At 39.3% G+C, this 17,795-nt stretch carries 10 protein-coding genes; 4 read left to right on the forward strand and 6 right to left on the reverse strand.

Translation table 11 applies throughout. The features are described 5' to 3' along the window. Positions 1-287: 287 nt before the first annotated feature. The 4 genes from WG989_RS00740 (at position 288) to WG989_RS00755 (ending at position 4,885) form a co-directional block, all read left to right on the forward strand. Positions 288-1,910 (forward strand): DNA recombination protein RmuC, encoded by a 1,623-nt coding sequence (locus WG989_RS00740; protein WP_340426614.1) that lies wholly within the window; start codon positions 288-290, stop codon positions 1,908-1,910. Between the two features lie 59 nt (positions 1,911-1,969). Further along, a complete protein-coding gene (locus WG989_RS00745; RefSeq protein ID WP_340426615.1) occupies positions 1,970-3,163 on the forward strand; it encodes a hypothetical protein in 1,194 nt (397 codons plus the stop codon). A gap of 128 nt (positions 3,164-3,291) precedes the next feature. After that, positions 3,292-4,080, forward strand: coding sequence for a hypothetical protein (locus WG989_RS00750; RefSeq protein ID WP_340426616.1), 789 nt, complete (start codon positions 3,292-3,294; stop codon positions 4,078-4,080). Between the two features lie 58 nt (positions 4,081-4,138). Continuing rightward, positions 4,139-4,885 (forward strand): hypothetical protein, encoded by a 747-nt coding sequence (locus tag WG989_RS00755; protein ID WP_340426618.1) that lies wholly within the window; start codon positions 4,139-4,141, stop codon positions 4,883-4,885. 99 nt (positions 4,886-4,984) lie between these two features. Here the strand turns inward: WG989_RS00755 and WG989_RS00760 are convergent, their stop codons facing one another. The 6 genes from WG989_RS00760 to WG989_RS00785 all read right to left on the reverse strand — a co-directional run bounded on the left by WG989_RS00760 (position 4,985) and on the right by WG989_RS00785 (position 17,729). Continuing rightward, positions 4,985-6,190, reverse strand: coding sequence for a hypothetical protein (locus WG989_RS00760; protein WP_340426620.1), 1,206 nt, complete (start codon positions 6,188-6,190; stop codon positions 4,985-4,987). 4 nt (positions 6,191-6,194) lie between these two features. Next, positions 6,195-9,059 carry a glycoside hydrolase family 2 protein gene (locus WG989_RS00765; protein WP_340426621.1) on the reverse strand — a complete coding sequence of 955 codons (2,865 nt, stop codon included), beginning with the start codon at positions 9,057-9,059 and terminating at the stop codon, positions 6,195-6,197. 330 nt (positions 9,060-9,389) lie between these two features. Further along, positions 9,390-10,952, reverse strand: a complete 1,563-nt coding sequence (locus tag WG989_RS00770; protein ID WP_340426623.1) for a sulfatase family protein — start codon at positions 10,950-10,952, stop codon at positions 9,390-9,392. Positions 10,953-11,148: 196 nt separating this feature from the next. Then, positions 11,149-12,927 (reverse strand): RagB/SusD family nutrient uptake outer membrane protein, encoded by a 1,779-nt coding sequence (locus WG989_RS00775; protein WP_340426624.1) that lies wholly within the window; start codon positions 12,925-12,927, stop codon positions 11,149-11,151. A 10-nt stretch (positions 12,928-12,937) separates the two neighbouring features. Beyond that, positions 12,938-16,297, reverse strand: a complete 3,360-nt coding sequence (locus WG989_RS00780; protein ID WP_340426625.1) for a TonB-dependent receptor — start codon at positions 16,295-16,297, stop codon at positions 12,938-12,940. Between the two features lie 229 nt (positions 16,298-16,526). Beyond that, entirely contained in the window at positions 16,527-17,729 is a 1,203-nt protein-coding gene (locus WG989_RS00785; RefSeq protein ID WP_340426626.1) for a FecR domain-containing protein, read from the reverse strand. Positions 17,730-17,795 lie beyond the last annotated feature (66 nt).

The raw sequence follows: 17,795 nt of genomic DNA on the forward strand, positions 1-17,795 counted from the left end.
GGATTCAAACCATAAATGGGCAAAGATAATTTGAATATACTGCCTACTGAAAAGCATATTCGATTCAAGTTTTTCAAATTAGCTTACAAGTTAAAATTCCGTCGGATCCGGGTCTGGTAACCGACCTAGGAGTTAAACATATAATTACCGAGCTCCACAACTTGAAACCTCGGGCGAACAAAGGCTTTGCATTTTTAAAAGATGTTGCGTATTATAGCGAAACGATTAGTGTTATCAGTGATTGATGACAGACATATTGTAAACAAGAGACAAATAAACGCCTGAAAATGAATATAACAAGCTTATTAGTAGGACTTTTAACTGGTACTTTAGTTTCCTACATCATTCTTTATTTGCTTAACAAGACAAAAAATGTTTCAAAAGCTGTCTTTGATGAACTTTCTGCAAAACACAACGAGACGAATACCAATCTCAGATTAATTGAAAATAAAACACAAATACTTCAAGAGTCCAATGATTCACTTACAAGAAAATTAACTTTAAAAGAAAATGAGGTTGCCCAATTCCAAACACAAGCAGCTTCATTAGAAACAAACTTTACAAATAGTGAAAGAAGAATCAACGAACTTTCAAAAGAACTAAGTACGGAACGAGAAACGAATAAAAGCCTACAAAACGATATAAATCTTCACAAGCAAACAAATTCTGAACTTTCAGCAAATAACAAATCAATTACCGAAAATTTGGCAAAACAGAATGAAACAAACGATAAGCAAATAAAACAAATTGAAGAACTTACAATAAAACTAACAGATCTAACAGCACAAGTCAGCAAATTAACAGCGAACAACACGGCCTTGTCAGAGAAACTGACGACACAAAAAGCAGAAGTTGAAGAACTTCAAAAGACAGCTCATTTACAATTTGAAAAAATTGCGAATAAATTGCTTGAAGAAAAATCCAAAAACTTTACTGAAACAAATAAAACAAATATCGAAATACTATTAAATCCGCTAAAGGAAGACATTAACAAATTCAAAGAAAAAGTTGAAGCAACCCACACTGAAGATACGAAACAACGAACATCATTAGAAGAAAGAATAAAGGGTTTAATTGAACAAACCAATAAGGTAAGCACGGAAGCAAACAATTTAGCAACTGCTTTAAAAGGGAAAGCTCAAAAAAGAGGAAATTGGGGCGAAATGATTTTGGAAAGAATACTAGAGTCATCGGGTTTAACAAAAGACAGAGAATATTTTGTTCAACAATCCATTAAAGATGATGAAGGTAAAACTCAAAGGCTTGACGTAAAAGTAAACTTGCCTGATGAAAGAGTAATCATTGTTGATTCGAAAGTTTCGCTAATTGCGTATGATAGTTATTCAGCAAGTGAAGATAGTGATGAACAAAAGAAATTTCTTACAGAACACATCAATTCAATTAAGCTTCATATTGAGCAATTAAACACAAAAAAATATGACAACATTGATACGGCTTTGGATTTTACCATGATGTTTATACCAATAGAACCCGCCTATTTATTGGCAGTTCAAGGCGACTCCGACTTGTGGTCATATGCATACTCTAAAAGAATTTTATTAGTTAGCCCTACAACATTGATCGCTTGCCTTAAATTATTCTCTGACCTTTGGAGACGTGAATGGCAAAATAAAAACGCCATGGACATAGTTAAACGTGGTGAATTATTGTATGAAAAATTTGTTGGTTTTACGGAAAACTTTGAAGAAATAGGTAACAAGCTAAATTCAACTCAAAAGGCCTATGATAATGCGTTGGGGCAACTAAAAACAGGAAGGGGAAATGTAATAAGTCAAGCTATTCATTTGAAAAATTTGGGGTTAAAGTCAGATAAAAAAGTTTCTGACAAATTACTTCCGTTCAACGTTGATGGCACTGAAATTGAAAATGAAAATCAAACGGAACAATGAACAACGAACCAGCAACATTTAAACGAAGTCGAAGTCCCCTGAACCGTTAAAAGCATTATATGAATTTTTTAAAAAAACTATTTGGTCTCACCTCGAAAACCGAATCAATCCAAAGTGACAACTTAAACAAATCATCCAATGAAAAAGAGTTGCCCTTTGAAATTAAAATAACAACCTCTTTTGGCTCCAATTCATCATACGTTCAAGAAAAATTTAAACCTATAACTAAAGACAACCAAGGCAATTGGATTTTAAATCCAGAGGCGCCTTTTATTCTTACCCTCTTAAATGCTGATAAGAAAATTGCTGATCAAATACGAAATCTTTTAGATGATGAAGAAATTAGAGATTATAGGAAAGATGATAAATTGGTAGCAATTTTTGCTGAGCACAATTTAAAAATAAAGGAAATTGAGGATTATAAAACAAAATACAAGGCAAAGTACTTCCAGAAAATTGATAATCTGAAAGCTGCTTCAACTGAATGGGGCTCATTAGGAGAAAAAGACAAAGATGATCTACTTTTCGAGTTCCGACAGGCTGCAATCGCTGAAATATTTGAGAGAGCTAATTGCGATATAGAAATCCTATTTGAAAATGAACCAACTGATATTTCTATTGATGACGAACTTATATCAGAATTTGGGTTTGAAAATCTACAAACCTATCTCGGATGTGCAGACAAATTGGAAAAAGTGAGAGTTGTTTCGAGTGACAATTATTCCAGACCAATTTTTGAAAAACTAGTTGAGTTAAATCTAGCAATCAGAGGAGCTGATATTTCTAAAGAAGAGGTATTATCTGTCCTTACACTTAAAGAATTAAATTTAATTGCAGAGAATCCTTCTAAGGAATTTAAAAGAAAAAATCAAGCAATCGAGTATATTTTGTCTTTGGAAAAGATAGATGAAAGAATAGGTAAATATATTTCGCTACGAGAATTATTTAAACTCAAACCTTTACCAGAAAAATATAGTCAAATCGATATTCAGAAGATATCGGCGGCTTGGTCATATCATGAACAAGAAGTTCGTCTCTTAATGGATACTTTCAGAAATTCATATTATGCTTGGCGTGACCTTAAAAATGATGAGTATATAAAGGCTTATAAAATCGAGCCGCTTGACAAAGACTACCCTTGCCCTTGTGCAAAAGACCTATCAACGAAAATATTTTCCAAAAATAATCCTCCTAAAATGCCATATCATATTGGTTGTAATTGTTTTATTAACAAAGAATATAAATACAATTAAATACACCCGTTGCTGTTGTTCTACAACCCAATTAAAACATACAGTTGGCGCATACAACCGTTAAACAAAAAATCACTAAAATGAAAAGCCTGCTCAAGAACGCTTTCAAAAAATAATAAATTTCAACAATGAGTATTTTTACCGGTTTTAAAGTAAGGGTTGTTGGTGACATAAATCCATTTAATAATCTTCTCTTCCCTTTCATTTTAAGTTTTTTTGGCCTCTTTTTTGCCTTGCAAGCCCAAACTTGTAATCAAAAAAAGAATGATAGAAAAAAGGAGAGTCAATACCTGTCTTCTTTGAAATCAGATCTTACGCATGACATCTCCCGAATTGATAGCATTTTGCAACTGATCTCTACTACCACATTAGGATTGGATACTGCACTTGAACAAATGCAAAAACCAATGGATAAAGCTTTAAACATTAAGCTTAACTACATATTGATAATGAAATATGATTGGTTTCCTCCCGTAGTAAATTTTAACGAAGGAACCATTACGCAATTAAAGTCGACAGGAGGGCTAACCTTAATAGACAATCCAGACTTATTGGATTCAATTGGAGTATATCAAATTGGACTAAACCTATGCCATAAAGATGCCAACATGGTTATAGATGCTTACAAAGAAACATTTTCTACTCAAAAATTTGTGTACAACTATAGAGACAGGCTTGCATTTCAAGATAATATTGGTGTTAGTAATAGTTACGAACTACAAAATTTTTCAAATGACACCTTGCTTGCTTATATGGACAATAGAATAAAAATGGTGACTGATAACAAAGAAAAAATTATAGCCTGCTACAACGACTTCGCAGCATATAAAGCTTCATTAGAATTATACTACGAAACTATTCTTCGACAAAGAGAGATTACAATTAACCTAATTACATTTATATCGAAAAAAAAATAGCATACTCTATGTCTCCGTTCGGTGTCTCCACGAGACAGAAGTATATTTAAATTTGTTCGTGAAGACACGAACCAAGGCAGGGGTTTTAACTTCGGCTTTTATTTATAAATTTAGCCCTGCCTGCAGGCTGGTTCAGTTCCGGGCCGTTCCGCAGTTGGCACATTCCAAACTACAAAGCCTTAAACGTTGTCTGGACTGCCAGTTGACACATCTCACTAACATGAAAGTTTTAGGATATTCCATATCAGGACCAGACAATGATTCTTACATGAACCCTGACCAGTACGAGGTTAATATCTGTAATTGTTTGGACTTTGTAAAAAACAGGCAACTTCATTTGAACCCCAATTTCAAACTTACCAAGAAGACTTATGATATTTCTTACACGTATGACTCTTACTTGATCGTATCAGAACGATTTATGCGGTTTTGTATTGAAAATAACTATGATGGCGTTTCCTTTTTTCCAATACCAACTTATGAGAAAAAATTTTTAATGCTGGTGGCTAATACTATTACATTCGACACTACCAGGCGAAAAACAAATTTTCTCGAGTTCAATTCAGTTTGCAATGAATATAACGAAGTTGTTGGAGCGACACCAGTTTGTTTATCAGACAACTCAATTCTGTCGGACGGCTTTTACAGGACTGACATTGAATTTGGGCGAGGTTATGCAAAAGATGCAATCATTTTAGTTGGACTTGAAACAGGAGCAAAATTAAAAGCAGAGAAGTTTAAAGGTCTTTATCTTGAAAAAATATTAGACAAATATGAATGGGAAGGCAACAGCGACTTACATTAAACAACCATGAACCGTAACATCAACCATTCATCTTCTGAAACAATGGAAACAGAAATCAATCTTTACAAGTTAGCGTCAATAAATTTATTCTCTAAAACGTTACAACGCATCTAGCAGTTCCAATGCTTTTTTCCGAAACACTTCTGCTGAGGGTGCTGCGTTATTACCTGCTTTATAGTTGATTAAAAAGCGATTCATCTGCTGATAATATTTTTGATGCAGAAAGTACAAGGGCATTCGTTCGCCCTGCTCGTTAATGAGCGACATTTGTTTGGACTCGCCGTTGGTTTCGTATTCGTTGTTGTACATCTGCCAATGCAAAGCAAAGGGCAAATTAAGCTCCAGTGAAATCTTCATGATCTCTTTTGTTTCATTGTACTGCTTGGTAAACGATTCGGGCTTATTGCTGTTGGCATGATAACCGTATTCGCCGATATACACTCTGCGTGAAAAGGGCAGTCCTTCTTTTGGCTGCAGTTGTTTTTCAAGATAGTTGAAGATGCTGTTCAACTGTTCTTTCTTTTCGCTGTAAGTTCTGTTTTTAATGGCTTCGTAACTGCTGTACGATACCAGGTCCACATTTACATACGGCAATACACTGCTGGCAATGCAAGGCTCACCCTTCATGCCTTTCAGCACCAGATTAACTTCGATGTAGTGATAGAGCTGAACATTTTTTGCTGCAACTGCTTTCTTTGCATCATCAATTGCCTTTTGTCTTATCTGGAACCACTTGGTCATATTTTGCAGGTGTTCCTGTGGTGGAGATGCAGTGCGGTTGTAATCGGAAAGCAAAAGCCAATCCCCTTCCCAGTTACCGATCAAAAATGTTTTCGCCGAATTGTTGTAGGTCTTCAGCAGGTAAGTAGCAAAATCAAACATCTCATCATACAAATGTTTCTCCTGCTCGGAGTCAATACCCTTCTTCCAATTAATACCGGTGATGGTATGTACCCATATAAAAATGTATTTGAAATCCATGTCAACTACTTTCTTGTATTCCGGCGAAGCGTTGAATAACTCCAAGGTAGTAGACGGTTTTTGATCGATGGTTAATGCATAACTTTTCGGCGAGTTGGCACCCAACGAAATTTTTAAAATGTTTGATCCCATACCCCGCACATGCTTTGCCTGTTCCAAGAGTCTGGATTCGTTTGTAAACTGGTACTGACCCCCGATGGTATTGGTACCCAAAATAAAATTATATGGCTCCATCGGTTTGATGCTATCGTACGGAACAACTTTTTGTCCTTGTGCAACAGTAAACAGCAAAACGCAAACAGATAGTATAACAGACTTCTTCATGTAATTAGTTTTTGATGGATACGACTCCAGTGACATTATAACCGGCTACCTTTATTTTTTCAATTGCTTTATCAGCTGCAGTTTCAAGTAAGATTATTTTCTTTTCGCCGGGGAGTAATGTAAAATATCCGTCGCTGAAATAAGCAGGCAGTACAATTTGTGCTGCGTTATCCAATGCATCTAACTTGATACCAATAGCCGGATGTTTGGTTTTATTTTCCAATTCAATTTTGATCTGATTGTTTGCAAGACGTACTGCTTTCGAAGAAAGGGTTACAACAGGCAACTGGTTGAATGCTTTAAAATGACCTGTTGCAGTATTGGCTTTCCAGTATTCATTGGCAGCCAGCACATTTCCTTTTTTATCTTTTATGGAAAGACGTACCAAATAATTAGCAGGTAAGCTTGCTTCATCCAATGTAGCTGTAAACACATCGGCTTTTGTATTTGCTGCAACATCAACCGGAGCAGTTTTATTTTGCAATAGTTTTCCATCCATCGTGTATACCTGCAGTACAGCCATTGCGTCCTTCATGTTGTTTAACGAAGTATTCACGGCTATCACCTGGTTATTGTGCAGGTTCAGTTGAATATGCAATGGTTCGCAACCTTTCTTCGAACCGTAAAACGAACCATGTGTTTGAAAATCCCATGAATAGGTTTGCCAGATCATGCTCGGCCATGCAGGATGACTCATCCACAATAACACACCACTGCTGTTGTTCCATAATTTATTATTCCAAGCTTCAAAGATGGCCCTGTGACTGTCATAATTGATGAGTTGAATCTTGCGGTTAAAATCATCAAGACTGTTCGAAACTCCATACAAACTGTCTGCTGTATGCAGATAACCTTCGAGGTTTTGATTATTGGTGTGCAGATCATGGTAATGCCATGCATCATTGATGGGCCACTGATCTTCCGGTGCTATAAACTTTCTGATCGTGCTGGCTTCAGGAACAGAGAATGTACCGATCTCTGTTGTAAAACCATCGCCTTGTTTGGTGAAATAATCTTTGTTGTTGACGAAGAAATGCCAGGGACCGCTCTGCCGCAGATTGATTTCTCTTGAATTGCCGATGTAATGCCGTGTGCCATCTTCTTTTGCCACTTGTGTTGCCAAATCGTTTTCAATACCTGCCGGTGCATAGCCTTCGTTTCTCGGGCACCAGATAGCAATGGATGGATGATTTCGGTAACGTTTAATCATGTCTAAACTGTTATCCAAAAACAATTGATCATCGCTTGGATTGAGGTTGAAGCCTTCGGTACTCAGCCAGAAATCATTCCACACCAACATACCGTATTCATCTGCCAGATCAAAAAATACTGGTTCTGTACTTTCACCTGTCCAGTTGCGAATCATGTTGAAGTTTGCTTCACGATGCAAACGAAAGGCAGGTTCCAGGTTTTCACGGCTTACTTTTTTCATGGCATCATCAATACCCCAGTTGCCACCTTTACAATACACGGCAACACCATTCACTTTAATCACCAAAAAAGGATTGTCGTTGTTTGGTATTACTTCTATTTTCTCCAACGGAAATTCCGGACGTAGTGTTGGTATAAATATTTTGTCTTTGAATGCACGTCGTTTTGTAAAATCAATGATTGGTTTATCAATTCTACTATCAGTTGGACTATATGCAAAACGAACTGCTTGTTTCTCTTCTGTATCCGCCATCATTTCGTAAGCATATTCTCTGATGCCGAAACGAAATTGTTTGATTTCTTCAACACCTTTCGCATCCGTTACTTTGATGCTAGCGTTGTACAAATTCGGTAAGCCATAACCATTGGGCCACCACAAGCGTGGATTTTTTACGATGAGTTGCGCCGCATCAGCAGGCGTAAATGCAACAGGCAATATTTGTCCCGGTGCCAGCTTTACTTTTTTAGAAACGGCTACTCCTTCAAACGAAAAATGAATCGTTGCTTCCTGTGTTGTTGCGCTGTTGTTGATAACTGTTGTACGCAATGTTACAGATGCACTGGTTGTATCAGGCAACGGCAAATCAGTAACTACCTGCGGATCAGAAGATGTGACAGTACCGGTGAAAGAAAGTTGTACATCCTGCCAGATACCCATGTTGCGATCCCTGATGCCGGGTATCCAATCCCAGCCTTCTGTTGCAAAAAACGTGGGACCATCCAATGTATGTACACCACCATTTTTCCCCATGCCCGACAATGCAGATTGTTCATCGGGTATGCCGGGATTATGTGGCGGCATTATTTGCACCAGCAATACATTGCGTCCGTTTGTTTTTAAATGATCTGTTACATTAAACTTACCACGTATGAATGCAGCTTTGATATCACCAAGATATTTACCATTCAACCAAACACGTGCTTTGTAGTTGATGCCGTTGAACCAAAGCCAGGCTAATTTTCCATTTTCATTTTTTGGTGTTTCAAATGTTGTACGGTACCACCATTCTTTCCTGCACAAAGAATCGGTGATGGCCATGTTGTTCAAACCAAAATAAGGATCGGGAAATTTTCCTGCTGCAACCAATGAGGTTAACACCGTACCCGGAACCACTGCATCGTACCAGCCTTTTGTATTGATGGCTTCCGTAAACACAGAAGCAGTACCCAACAAATTCGTGAGATCATCGGTCAATTCCCATCCGCTGGTAAGCGTATAACTTGCATTTCCCAGTGCTGTTGCTTCACCAGCTTTTCCCGATCTTGGTTTTTCAACTGCCGTTTGAAACGGCGCTTTTCCTTTTGGTAAGGTTGCTGCCGGTTGTTTTTTTGTTAATCCAAAATTGGGTTGCTTCTGAGCGAATACAACGCTCTTACAAAGCAGCAGCATACCAACAAAAACAGCTAACCCGATTTTAGTATGTACAGAATATTTCATGAAAAAATGAATAGTTCGATGTGTTACAGAATTATCAGCTGATTACAATGTCAGATAGTTGCTATACAACTACCGGATGAATAAATCCTTTGCATCATCCCATTGCAAAAAAGATTACTCCTGCATAACAGCGAATACGATTGATAAAGCATCAATGATTGTATATTTAATAACAAAGTATATGAGCGTCTATATAAAATACTGTTCTTAATTTCTTATTGGCGATCTGTGGCCGGTGTCTCCACCGACCACTGCGGACCGCCGCCGTTGCTATCAATCGCTACCGACTGCTTGCCAGAAGATTCGACGTTTTATTTTTTAAACATGCTTTTAATACAATCCCTTGCTACCGTAATCGCCTCTCTTTTCATTGATTGGTTTTAGCGGAATTTGTAAGCCACCGGTTTCCTGGAGCCAACTCCATAATTCTTTGCGCATACGACCAATTTCATTTTGCCATGCCGGATGACGATAGAGATTTTTCTTTTCTTCGGGATCCGTACTTAAATCATAAAATTCAGATACATCCCAAAGACCGGGATAGAAAATAAATTTGTGTGCACCTTCTCTTACACCCAACGTAGTAGGTGTTTGAGGATAAGAGAACTCCCAATAGTATTCGTAAAAGGCTTTGTTGCGCCAGTTCACTGTTTTATCCTGCAGCAGCGGCAAGAACGATTGTCCCTGCATATTGGCGGGTTTTGTTACACCTGCAACTTCGAGTACAGTTGGAGCAATATCAATTCCCTGAATGATTTGGTCGAGTGGTTTACCATTGTGCGACATACCAGGTGCATACACCAGTAAAGGCACTTTCTGGCTTTCTTCGTACATATTGCGTTTGTCGATGAGTCCGTGTTCACCCATGAGGAAACCATTATCGCCCATGTAAATGATCATGGTATTATCAGCAATACCTAATTCTTCTACTGTTTTTCTAATGCTCGTTACACTCTCATCAATGGCCAATAATGTTTCGCAATAGCGGTAATAAAAATCATCGAACTGTACACGACCATCGTACATAAAATCTACACCATGCCAGCTGTTACGCTGTGCCCACACCCATTGCGGAATATCTTTTACATTGTAATTGGTATCATTCTTCACCATCGCCGCAATCGGACTTTTACACACATCACCATGCAGTTTGCTATTTTCTGTTGCTGTTAAGTTGATGGTAGAAGGATAATTGATGGGCTTGCCATGATACTTGTTGCGATGACGTGGTGCAGGCATAAATTCATCGTGTACACCTTTGTGCGATACATACATGAAGAAGGGTTTATTCTTCGGTTGCTGACGCATCCATGTTGCAGCATGTTCGGTTAACAGATCGGTGATGTATGCACTGTCTTTGTATTGCACACGTTGTCCATTAATATTCAGCAACGGATTGTAATACACACCCTGCCCTCTGAAACTTTCCCAATGGTTGAATCCTTTTTGCGGATCATCACCTGCATGACCCATATGCCATTTGCCGAAAAATGCAGTACGGTAGCCAACTTTCTGCAGGTACTCCGGAAAGAAATTTAAATTATCAGGCAATGGTGAAAAATTATCAACCACTTTATGTGTGTGTGCATATTGCCCTGTAAGAATGGATGCTCTTGAAGGAGAACAAAGTGCTGTTGTTACTGTAGCATTACGCACCCACACTCCTTCCTTTGCCATTCGATCCATCGCCGGTGTTTCCAGCCACGGAACTTTACCGGTGAACCCCATAAAATCGAACCTGTGATCATCGGTTAAAATGAAAATCACATTCATGGGTTTGGGCGGATTCGTTTTCTGCTTATGATCAAACCCAAACACAATTGTAACTGCCATGCAAAACACAGCAATTAATATTGCTTTACGACCGCCGTTTTTTTTCTTCTGTCGTTGCATACTATCTTTTTTTCAGAAGCCTTCACAACTGAATTTCTTTTTCAGAACGAAGGCTTCATTACAAATTCATGTATCAATAAAGGCACTTGAACAACTATTCAAGCACCTTTATTGATCATTATCAGGTAAACTTTACGATGATGATTCTCCCGTTGCGGAGGAGTTATTTCAAATGATACAACCTCCTTTAAAAACATCAGTATCCTTGGTTCTCAACCAAACTGGGATTATCAGCAATTCTGTCGATACCCAATGGTAAATAGTAATGACGGGGTTGGAATACCCTTGCTGTACCCTCTGCATTTTTTAATGTGATGATGTATTTTTTTGCTTCGAAATCGTACACATAGTTTAAACCTTGTAAACGTTTTCCGTTCAACACCTGTTCTGCAATGCGCCATCTGCGTAAGTCCCAATACCTGTGTTCTTCAAAGGCCAATTCCACTTGTCTTTCCTGGCGGATATTGTCTTCGGTTAAGGTGGTACGTACCGGCATTTTCGCTCTTGTTCTTATTAAGTTAACAGCATTAAGCGCCTCTGCATTTTTATTAAGATAAAAAGCAGCCTCTGCATAGTTGAGCAGAATTTCGCCAAGCCTGAATACAATGTAATCGGTGCTGGATTGTCCGCTTGCAGCAGGCGTAAGTGCTTCATCGCAACGCTTACGGACATGCACACCTGTTTTTTGTGTATTGCGGTTGGGTGCTTTCGCATAAAAACCATCAGGGAATTGAGCTGATACAGAATTCGGAATCAGGAAGGTTTCGCTGGAGCTTGTAACCACCTGGCCGCTTGCATTTCTATACCTGGTACTGGAATGAAAAAACACTTTCTTGCCTTGCCAGATACATTCGGGATAAAAGGTAGAAGCTCTGAAGCGGGGATCACGCTTTCCAAACAATGAATCGATATCATGTAACCTGTTGTTTGTAAGCAATGTTCTGTTCATCACGCCGGATCTTCCATCCTGGTAATCGAACAGATCCATAAATTCGAGAAACACATTAAAGTTCGAGTTCCAGCCCGATGTAAAACCTGCCGGTGTACACAACGCATCCCATGAGTGTCCTTTGTTAAGTGTTGCATCCCATTTAACGCCAAAGATTATTTCGGGGTTATTATTTTCATCTGTAAACAACTGCGTAAAGTTTTTAACGGGATCAGAAGGAACCTTGTTGTACAAACTAAATGCAGGATTATCCATGATTGCTTTTGAAGCATCCATTGCAGCCGTAAAATATTTATCTGCTTCACTGGCCGGAATACCTACAACACCGTTCAAATCTACTGTACCGAATTTTGCGATACTTCCTGCGTAAAGCATCGCTCTGCTTTTGAGTGCAAGTGCAGCAAATTTCGTGGGTCTGCCATAATCATTGCCGGCATACGAAGCCGGTAATAATGCGGCGATCTCGTCCATTTCTTTTCCAATAAAATCATACACCTCTGCTTCTTTGTTGCGCACAGGAAATAATTCTGATTCGGGATCGGTTAACTGTTGAACTTTCGTAATAATGGGAACTCCACCAAAACGTTTCACCATTTGATGATAAATAAAACCACGCAGAAAACGTGCTTCACTTATTTTCTGGTCTTTATACGTTTGCTCAAATGATGAACCATTTACACCATCAATGAATTCATTGATTTGTCTGATAGCGGTGTACGCCCAATAGTCGAGCAACCCAGCTCCTGTATTATCATAAATCTTAATCGAAGCAATGTAAGGATCCTGCCAATCACCAAACGCTCTGCATTCGCCGCCAGGCCCTGCTAACAATCCCATTCTGAAATTTTCCTGGTTGCCCAGTTCCTGGAATTTAGTACGGTCGTATAAACTAAGCAGGTTGGCTTCTATCAGATTTTTATCTGTAAAAACTGCTGTTTCAGCAATCATATCGAGCGGTTGTATATCCAACACTTTGGTACAACCGATCATTCCTGTTATAATGAAAGCAATGATTATATTTCTCATAAACCTTTATTTAAAATGTTAAGCGCACTCCGCCTGCAATATTTTTATGAATCGGATAGTTACGTCCTTCACCACTTAAATTCGCATCGGGGTCAAATGTGTTCTTGTAAAATCCAAGCTTACTGAACGTAAGAAGGTTGGTAGCAGAAGCAAAGACCTGCAGGTTTTTAATCCCAACTTTTTTTACCATACTTCCATTGAAGCTGTACGATAAATTCACATTCCGCAAACGAATGAATGTGGCATCTTTCATCCAGAAATCAGAACGCTTGATGTTATTGGGATTTAAACCCAATGATGCTGCCGGTAATTGTGCGTTGGGGTTGATATTAACTGTTGGATTTGCAGGATCGGGCTGCCAGCGATACGTATAGTGATAATCGTACGGAATTGATTCATTTGAAAACATGGATGCTGATGCACCGGTTACATAAAAGTTAAACCCGGTTGAACCTTGCCACAACATTTCTAACGACAATCCTTTGTAAGTGCCACCCATCACTAAACTGTAGACGATTTCAGGGAACGTGCCTTTACCAATCACATCCTGATCACGCCAATCGAGAATGCCATCATTATTTAAATCAACGTAGCGGATATCGCCCGGACGCAGACTGCTATTACCCACACCATCCTGGTTAAATGGCAGTTTATCTATTTCATCCTGCGACATAAAAATACCATCCGACTTATAACCCCATGAAAGGTTGGCTGATTTACCTGTTAACTGATAGATTCTGATTTGATCCGGATCGGTATATGCTGTTTCATCTCTGAACTCCCATTTGTTTTGCGTAAGCGTAAACGTAGGCATAATGGAAAGTTGTACATCCTTGATCTTTGGGCGATAATCAATCATGAGTTCAAAACCTCTGTTACTCTGACTGTTCAAATTTACCGGTGGCAATGTTGCTCCAAATGTTGAAGGAACAGCTCTTTGTTGCGAAGCAAGGATTCCATCTCGTAACCTGTAAAACACGTTTCCTTCAAATACCAGTTTGCCTTTCCACAACACTAAATCAAGACCAATATTATAGTTGGTTATACTTTCCCAGGTAATACCGGGATTTGGAAGGCCTGTAGTACTGATCGTTTTGTAAAACGTATTTCCCATAATATATCCACCTGCATCAATATCATATCCGGTAAGATAACTGAACTGACTGGTACCATCGTTGCCCGACTGTCCATAAGAAAGTCTGAGTTTACCATTCGAAAGCCATGATGATGCATTATCCATAAAGTTTTCTCTTGAAAACACCCAGCCTACTGAAACCCCGGGGAAATAACCCCATCTTGAATTCTTTGGAAAATTCGCACTTGCATCGGCCCTTAAAATAAATTCTGCCAGATACTTGCCTTCGTAATCGTAATTCAATTTACCGATATACGCTACTCTCGACATTTGACTTTGCGATCCGGTATTATCCTGAAAATCCTGACCACCGGAGAAGAGTTGCTGGATGGATGGCGACAACAGATCCCTACGAAAAGCCATCAATGAATTGCCACCATTCTGGAGTTGTTCGGCAATACCCATACCACTGATGCGGTGCTTACCAAATTCACGATCGTAATTCACTTTCAGCATTGGGTAAACCTGGTAATAACGGGCATTGGTTTCTCTGAGTGTAATAAAATTACCCATGTTGGCCAAATAGGTATAAACATCGGTGTCATAGTCATAATCGTACACCTCAGCTGGTACGTTAAATATTTTTGTATAGTCAGCAGATTGACTAACCAATAAATCGGCACCAACACTTAAGCCCGGTACAAAAGGTACTTTGTAATTAAGTCCTACCTGTCCGTTGAAGAAATTAGAACTGGTACGGTTGTATCCTTTACGGTCTGCATCGATACGCAGTAATGGATTACGACCTTGAAAACCTGTATATGCATTTCTGGTCGGGTCAGGCAGGTAGGGATTGTAACGTGGTTGTGCTGTGCTAAAATCTACCATTACATCTTCAATTGAACCTACCTGCTGATCCTGACCAAAACGATACTGCATGTCAAACCGCAAAGACAAATTCTTTGCAATGGTTGCATCAACGTTTAATCGTGTATTATAACGCTTATAAAAATAATCTCCTGAGGTGAAAACACTCTGTTGATCAGTCATACCTAATGAACCAAAATATTTTAAAGCAGGCGTACCACCACTAACAGTTATACTTTGTTGAAACATGGGAGCACCTGTACGGAAGATCGCATCACGCCAGTTATACGATTTGAAGTTGGCTTCAGTACCTGCTTTGTATTTCTGTACTACTTCTTCTGTAAATTCACCCGGGCTCAATCCGTAATTCAAAGCCGCTTCTCTGCGTAGCTCAGCCCAGTCGCCTGCATTTACTGTATTCTGAAAAGCCGAAGGCATCTGATACGTGTAGGTGCCGGTATACGTAATTTGTGGAGCACCTGTCTTACCACGCTTTGTTGTAACGAGTATCACACCGTTGCCTGCTCTTGCACCATAAATGGCAGCAGATGCATCTTTCAATATAGAAACTGATTCAATATCATTCGGATCAATACGGTTGAAAGGTGTTGGTAATCCATCCACAATCACCAGCGCATTACCATAGCCTCTGATTTGCAGACTGGCATTATCCTCACCGGGTAAACCGCTTGCTGTTTTCGACAAAAGCCCGGGCATTCGTCCAACAAGCAGTTGCGAGGTGTTAGGCACAGGTGCCGACTGTAATACTTTTGCTCCTACCTGTGCAATGGCTCCTGTAACCGTTGCTTTCTTTTGTGTACCGTAACCTACCACTACAATTTCCTGCTGCTGAATTTCTTGTTTGCTTAATGCAACCTGCACGTTGGTGGTTCCTTTTACATTTACTTCTTTTGCTTCCATACCTACAAAAGAGATCACCAGTATCATGGATGAATTGTCGGGGATACTGATTGTAAACTCTCCGTTGGCATCGGTATTTACACCTGTACCGGTTCCTTTTAAATTGACAGACGCTCCCGGCAGCGGTGTTCCGCTGTCATCGGTTACTTTTCCTTTCACCGTAATGTCAGCAGGGGGCGATTCTTTTGCAAAATTTGCATTTGTTTCTGCCGGCAACCTGCGTTTGATTACAATTGTATTTTCTACAATGGTGAATGTAAGTGGCGTTTTCTGCAAGCACGCCTGAAGAGCATCCTGCAGTGAAACATTTTTGGCATCAACACTTACATTGCCCACCATCTCCATCAGCTCAACAGTACAAATAAAATTGTAGCCTGTTTGCTTTCTGATTTCTTTCAATACTTTCTGGAAGGGCGCATTTTTAAGTGAAAGGTTCACAGTTTGTGAATGGGCTTCTGCAAATACCTGCATACTGGCCACGAATAGCAAGACAGCAATAAGTTTCATAATCAATAGTGCCTTCCTGACAGGAGGGCATGTTTTGGTTAGTTTTCGCTTGTGCCGAAAACTAAAAGCAGTAAATGGCATAACTTCGTTTTTTGGGTTTAACGATAAACAGTCTCAGATAATTTGATTGCTTGTTGAAGAGCCCGAAAATTTCGCCGGGAGTGTTGCAACCACTTCCGGTTTTTTTTGAACTCTTGCTTCGGATGTTCCTTTTACATTGTTCTGTTTTTTACGGCATAACAATAATTTTTTTGCCTTCAATTTTAAATTTCACTTCCCCTGTTTGCTGCAGCATTGAAAGCACCTGCGACAGCTTTACATTGCGGGAAATGCCACCAATAAAATGTTTGTTTATGGTGCCCTGGTAACTTACCTCTACATCATACCAACGGGCCAGTTGTCTCATCACCGATTTAATATCACTATTTTCAAACTGAAAGTTTCCATCCTTCCACGCTACTGTTTCTTCCAGGTTTACATCATCAACGATCTTCATATTACCCGATGGTTTCAGTTGCGCCTGTTGACCGGGTTGTAAAAATCTATTTTCACTTGCGGCAGTAACTTTTACTCTTCCTTCCAGCAAGGTGGTGCGTACAGTTTCTTCATCGGTATAACTGTTGATGTTGAAATGTGTACCCAGCACTTCTACTTCCATTTGATTCAATTGCACCTTAAATGGTCTTGTTGCATCTTTCGCAATTTCAAAATAGGCTTCCCCTGTTATTTCCACCCGGCGTTCTTTACCGCTGAATACAACCGGATACTTTAAAGAAGATGCGGCATTGAGCCATACTTTACTGCCATCGGGTAAAGTAATTTTATATTGTCCGCCACGGGGTGTTTGAAGTAAATTATATGCAACTGCATCGGTTGCATTATCTGAACTGTTGTATAATAGTTGTCCATCTTCTTTCTTAATAATCTCTGTTGTTCCCTGTTGGGCAAGCATACCGTTACCCGCACTATCCAGTACAATTGAACTGCCATCTGCCAATGTTAGTATGGCTCTGTCTCCACCGGGCAACCTGTCGTCTTGCTGCAATTGAGGTTGTGCCTTTTTTGCGATAGTGCTGTTCTTCTCATTTCGATTTACCAAAACAAAAACAGAAGAAACAATCAGTAAAAGAATGGCAGCAGCAGCAACCCAACGATAGCGTTGGAAGCGGCTGATAGAAGGTTGTTGTTCTGTTTGATCAGATTCAGTAAGTTTTTGCTTTGCTTCCTGAATTTTTTGATCCCATTCGGCAGCAGCTATGAACGGAGCTTCAATTTTAGCAGATTGCCAAAGGTGTTGCAGTTCTTCGTTCAATTGTGTTTCATCAGGTTCTTCGTTCAATAACCGCCACAGCTCCGCAAACTCAGCAGAGGTTAACCGGTTATCCAGGTATTTATCTATAAGATCGGAGAGCTTCTCCTTGTTATCAGTCATATGGTAAAATAAGATGTGCTAGATTACTGACGATTGAAAAGAGAACATGTACTAATGTTCTCTGTA

It is taken from the genome of Lacibacter sp. H407, assembly GCF_037892605.1.
Lineage (GTDB): Bacteria > Bacteroidota > Bacteroidia > Chitinophagales > Chitinophagaceae > Lacibacter.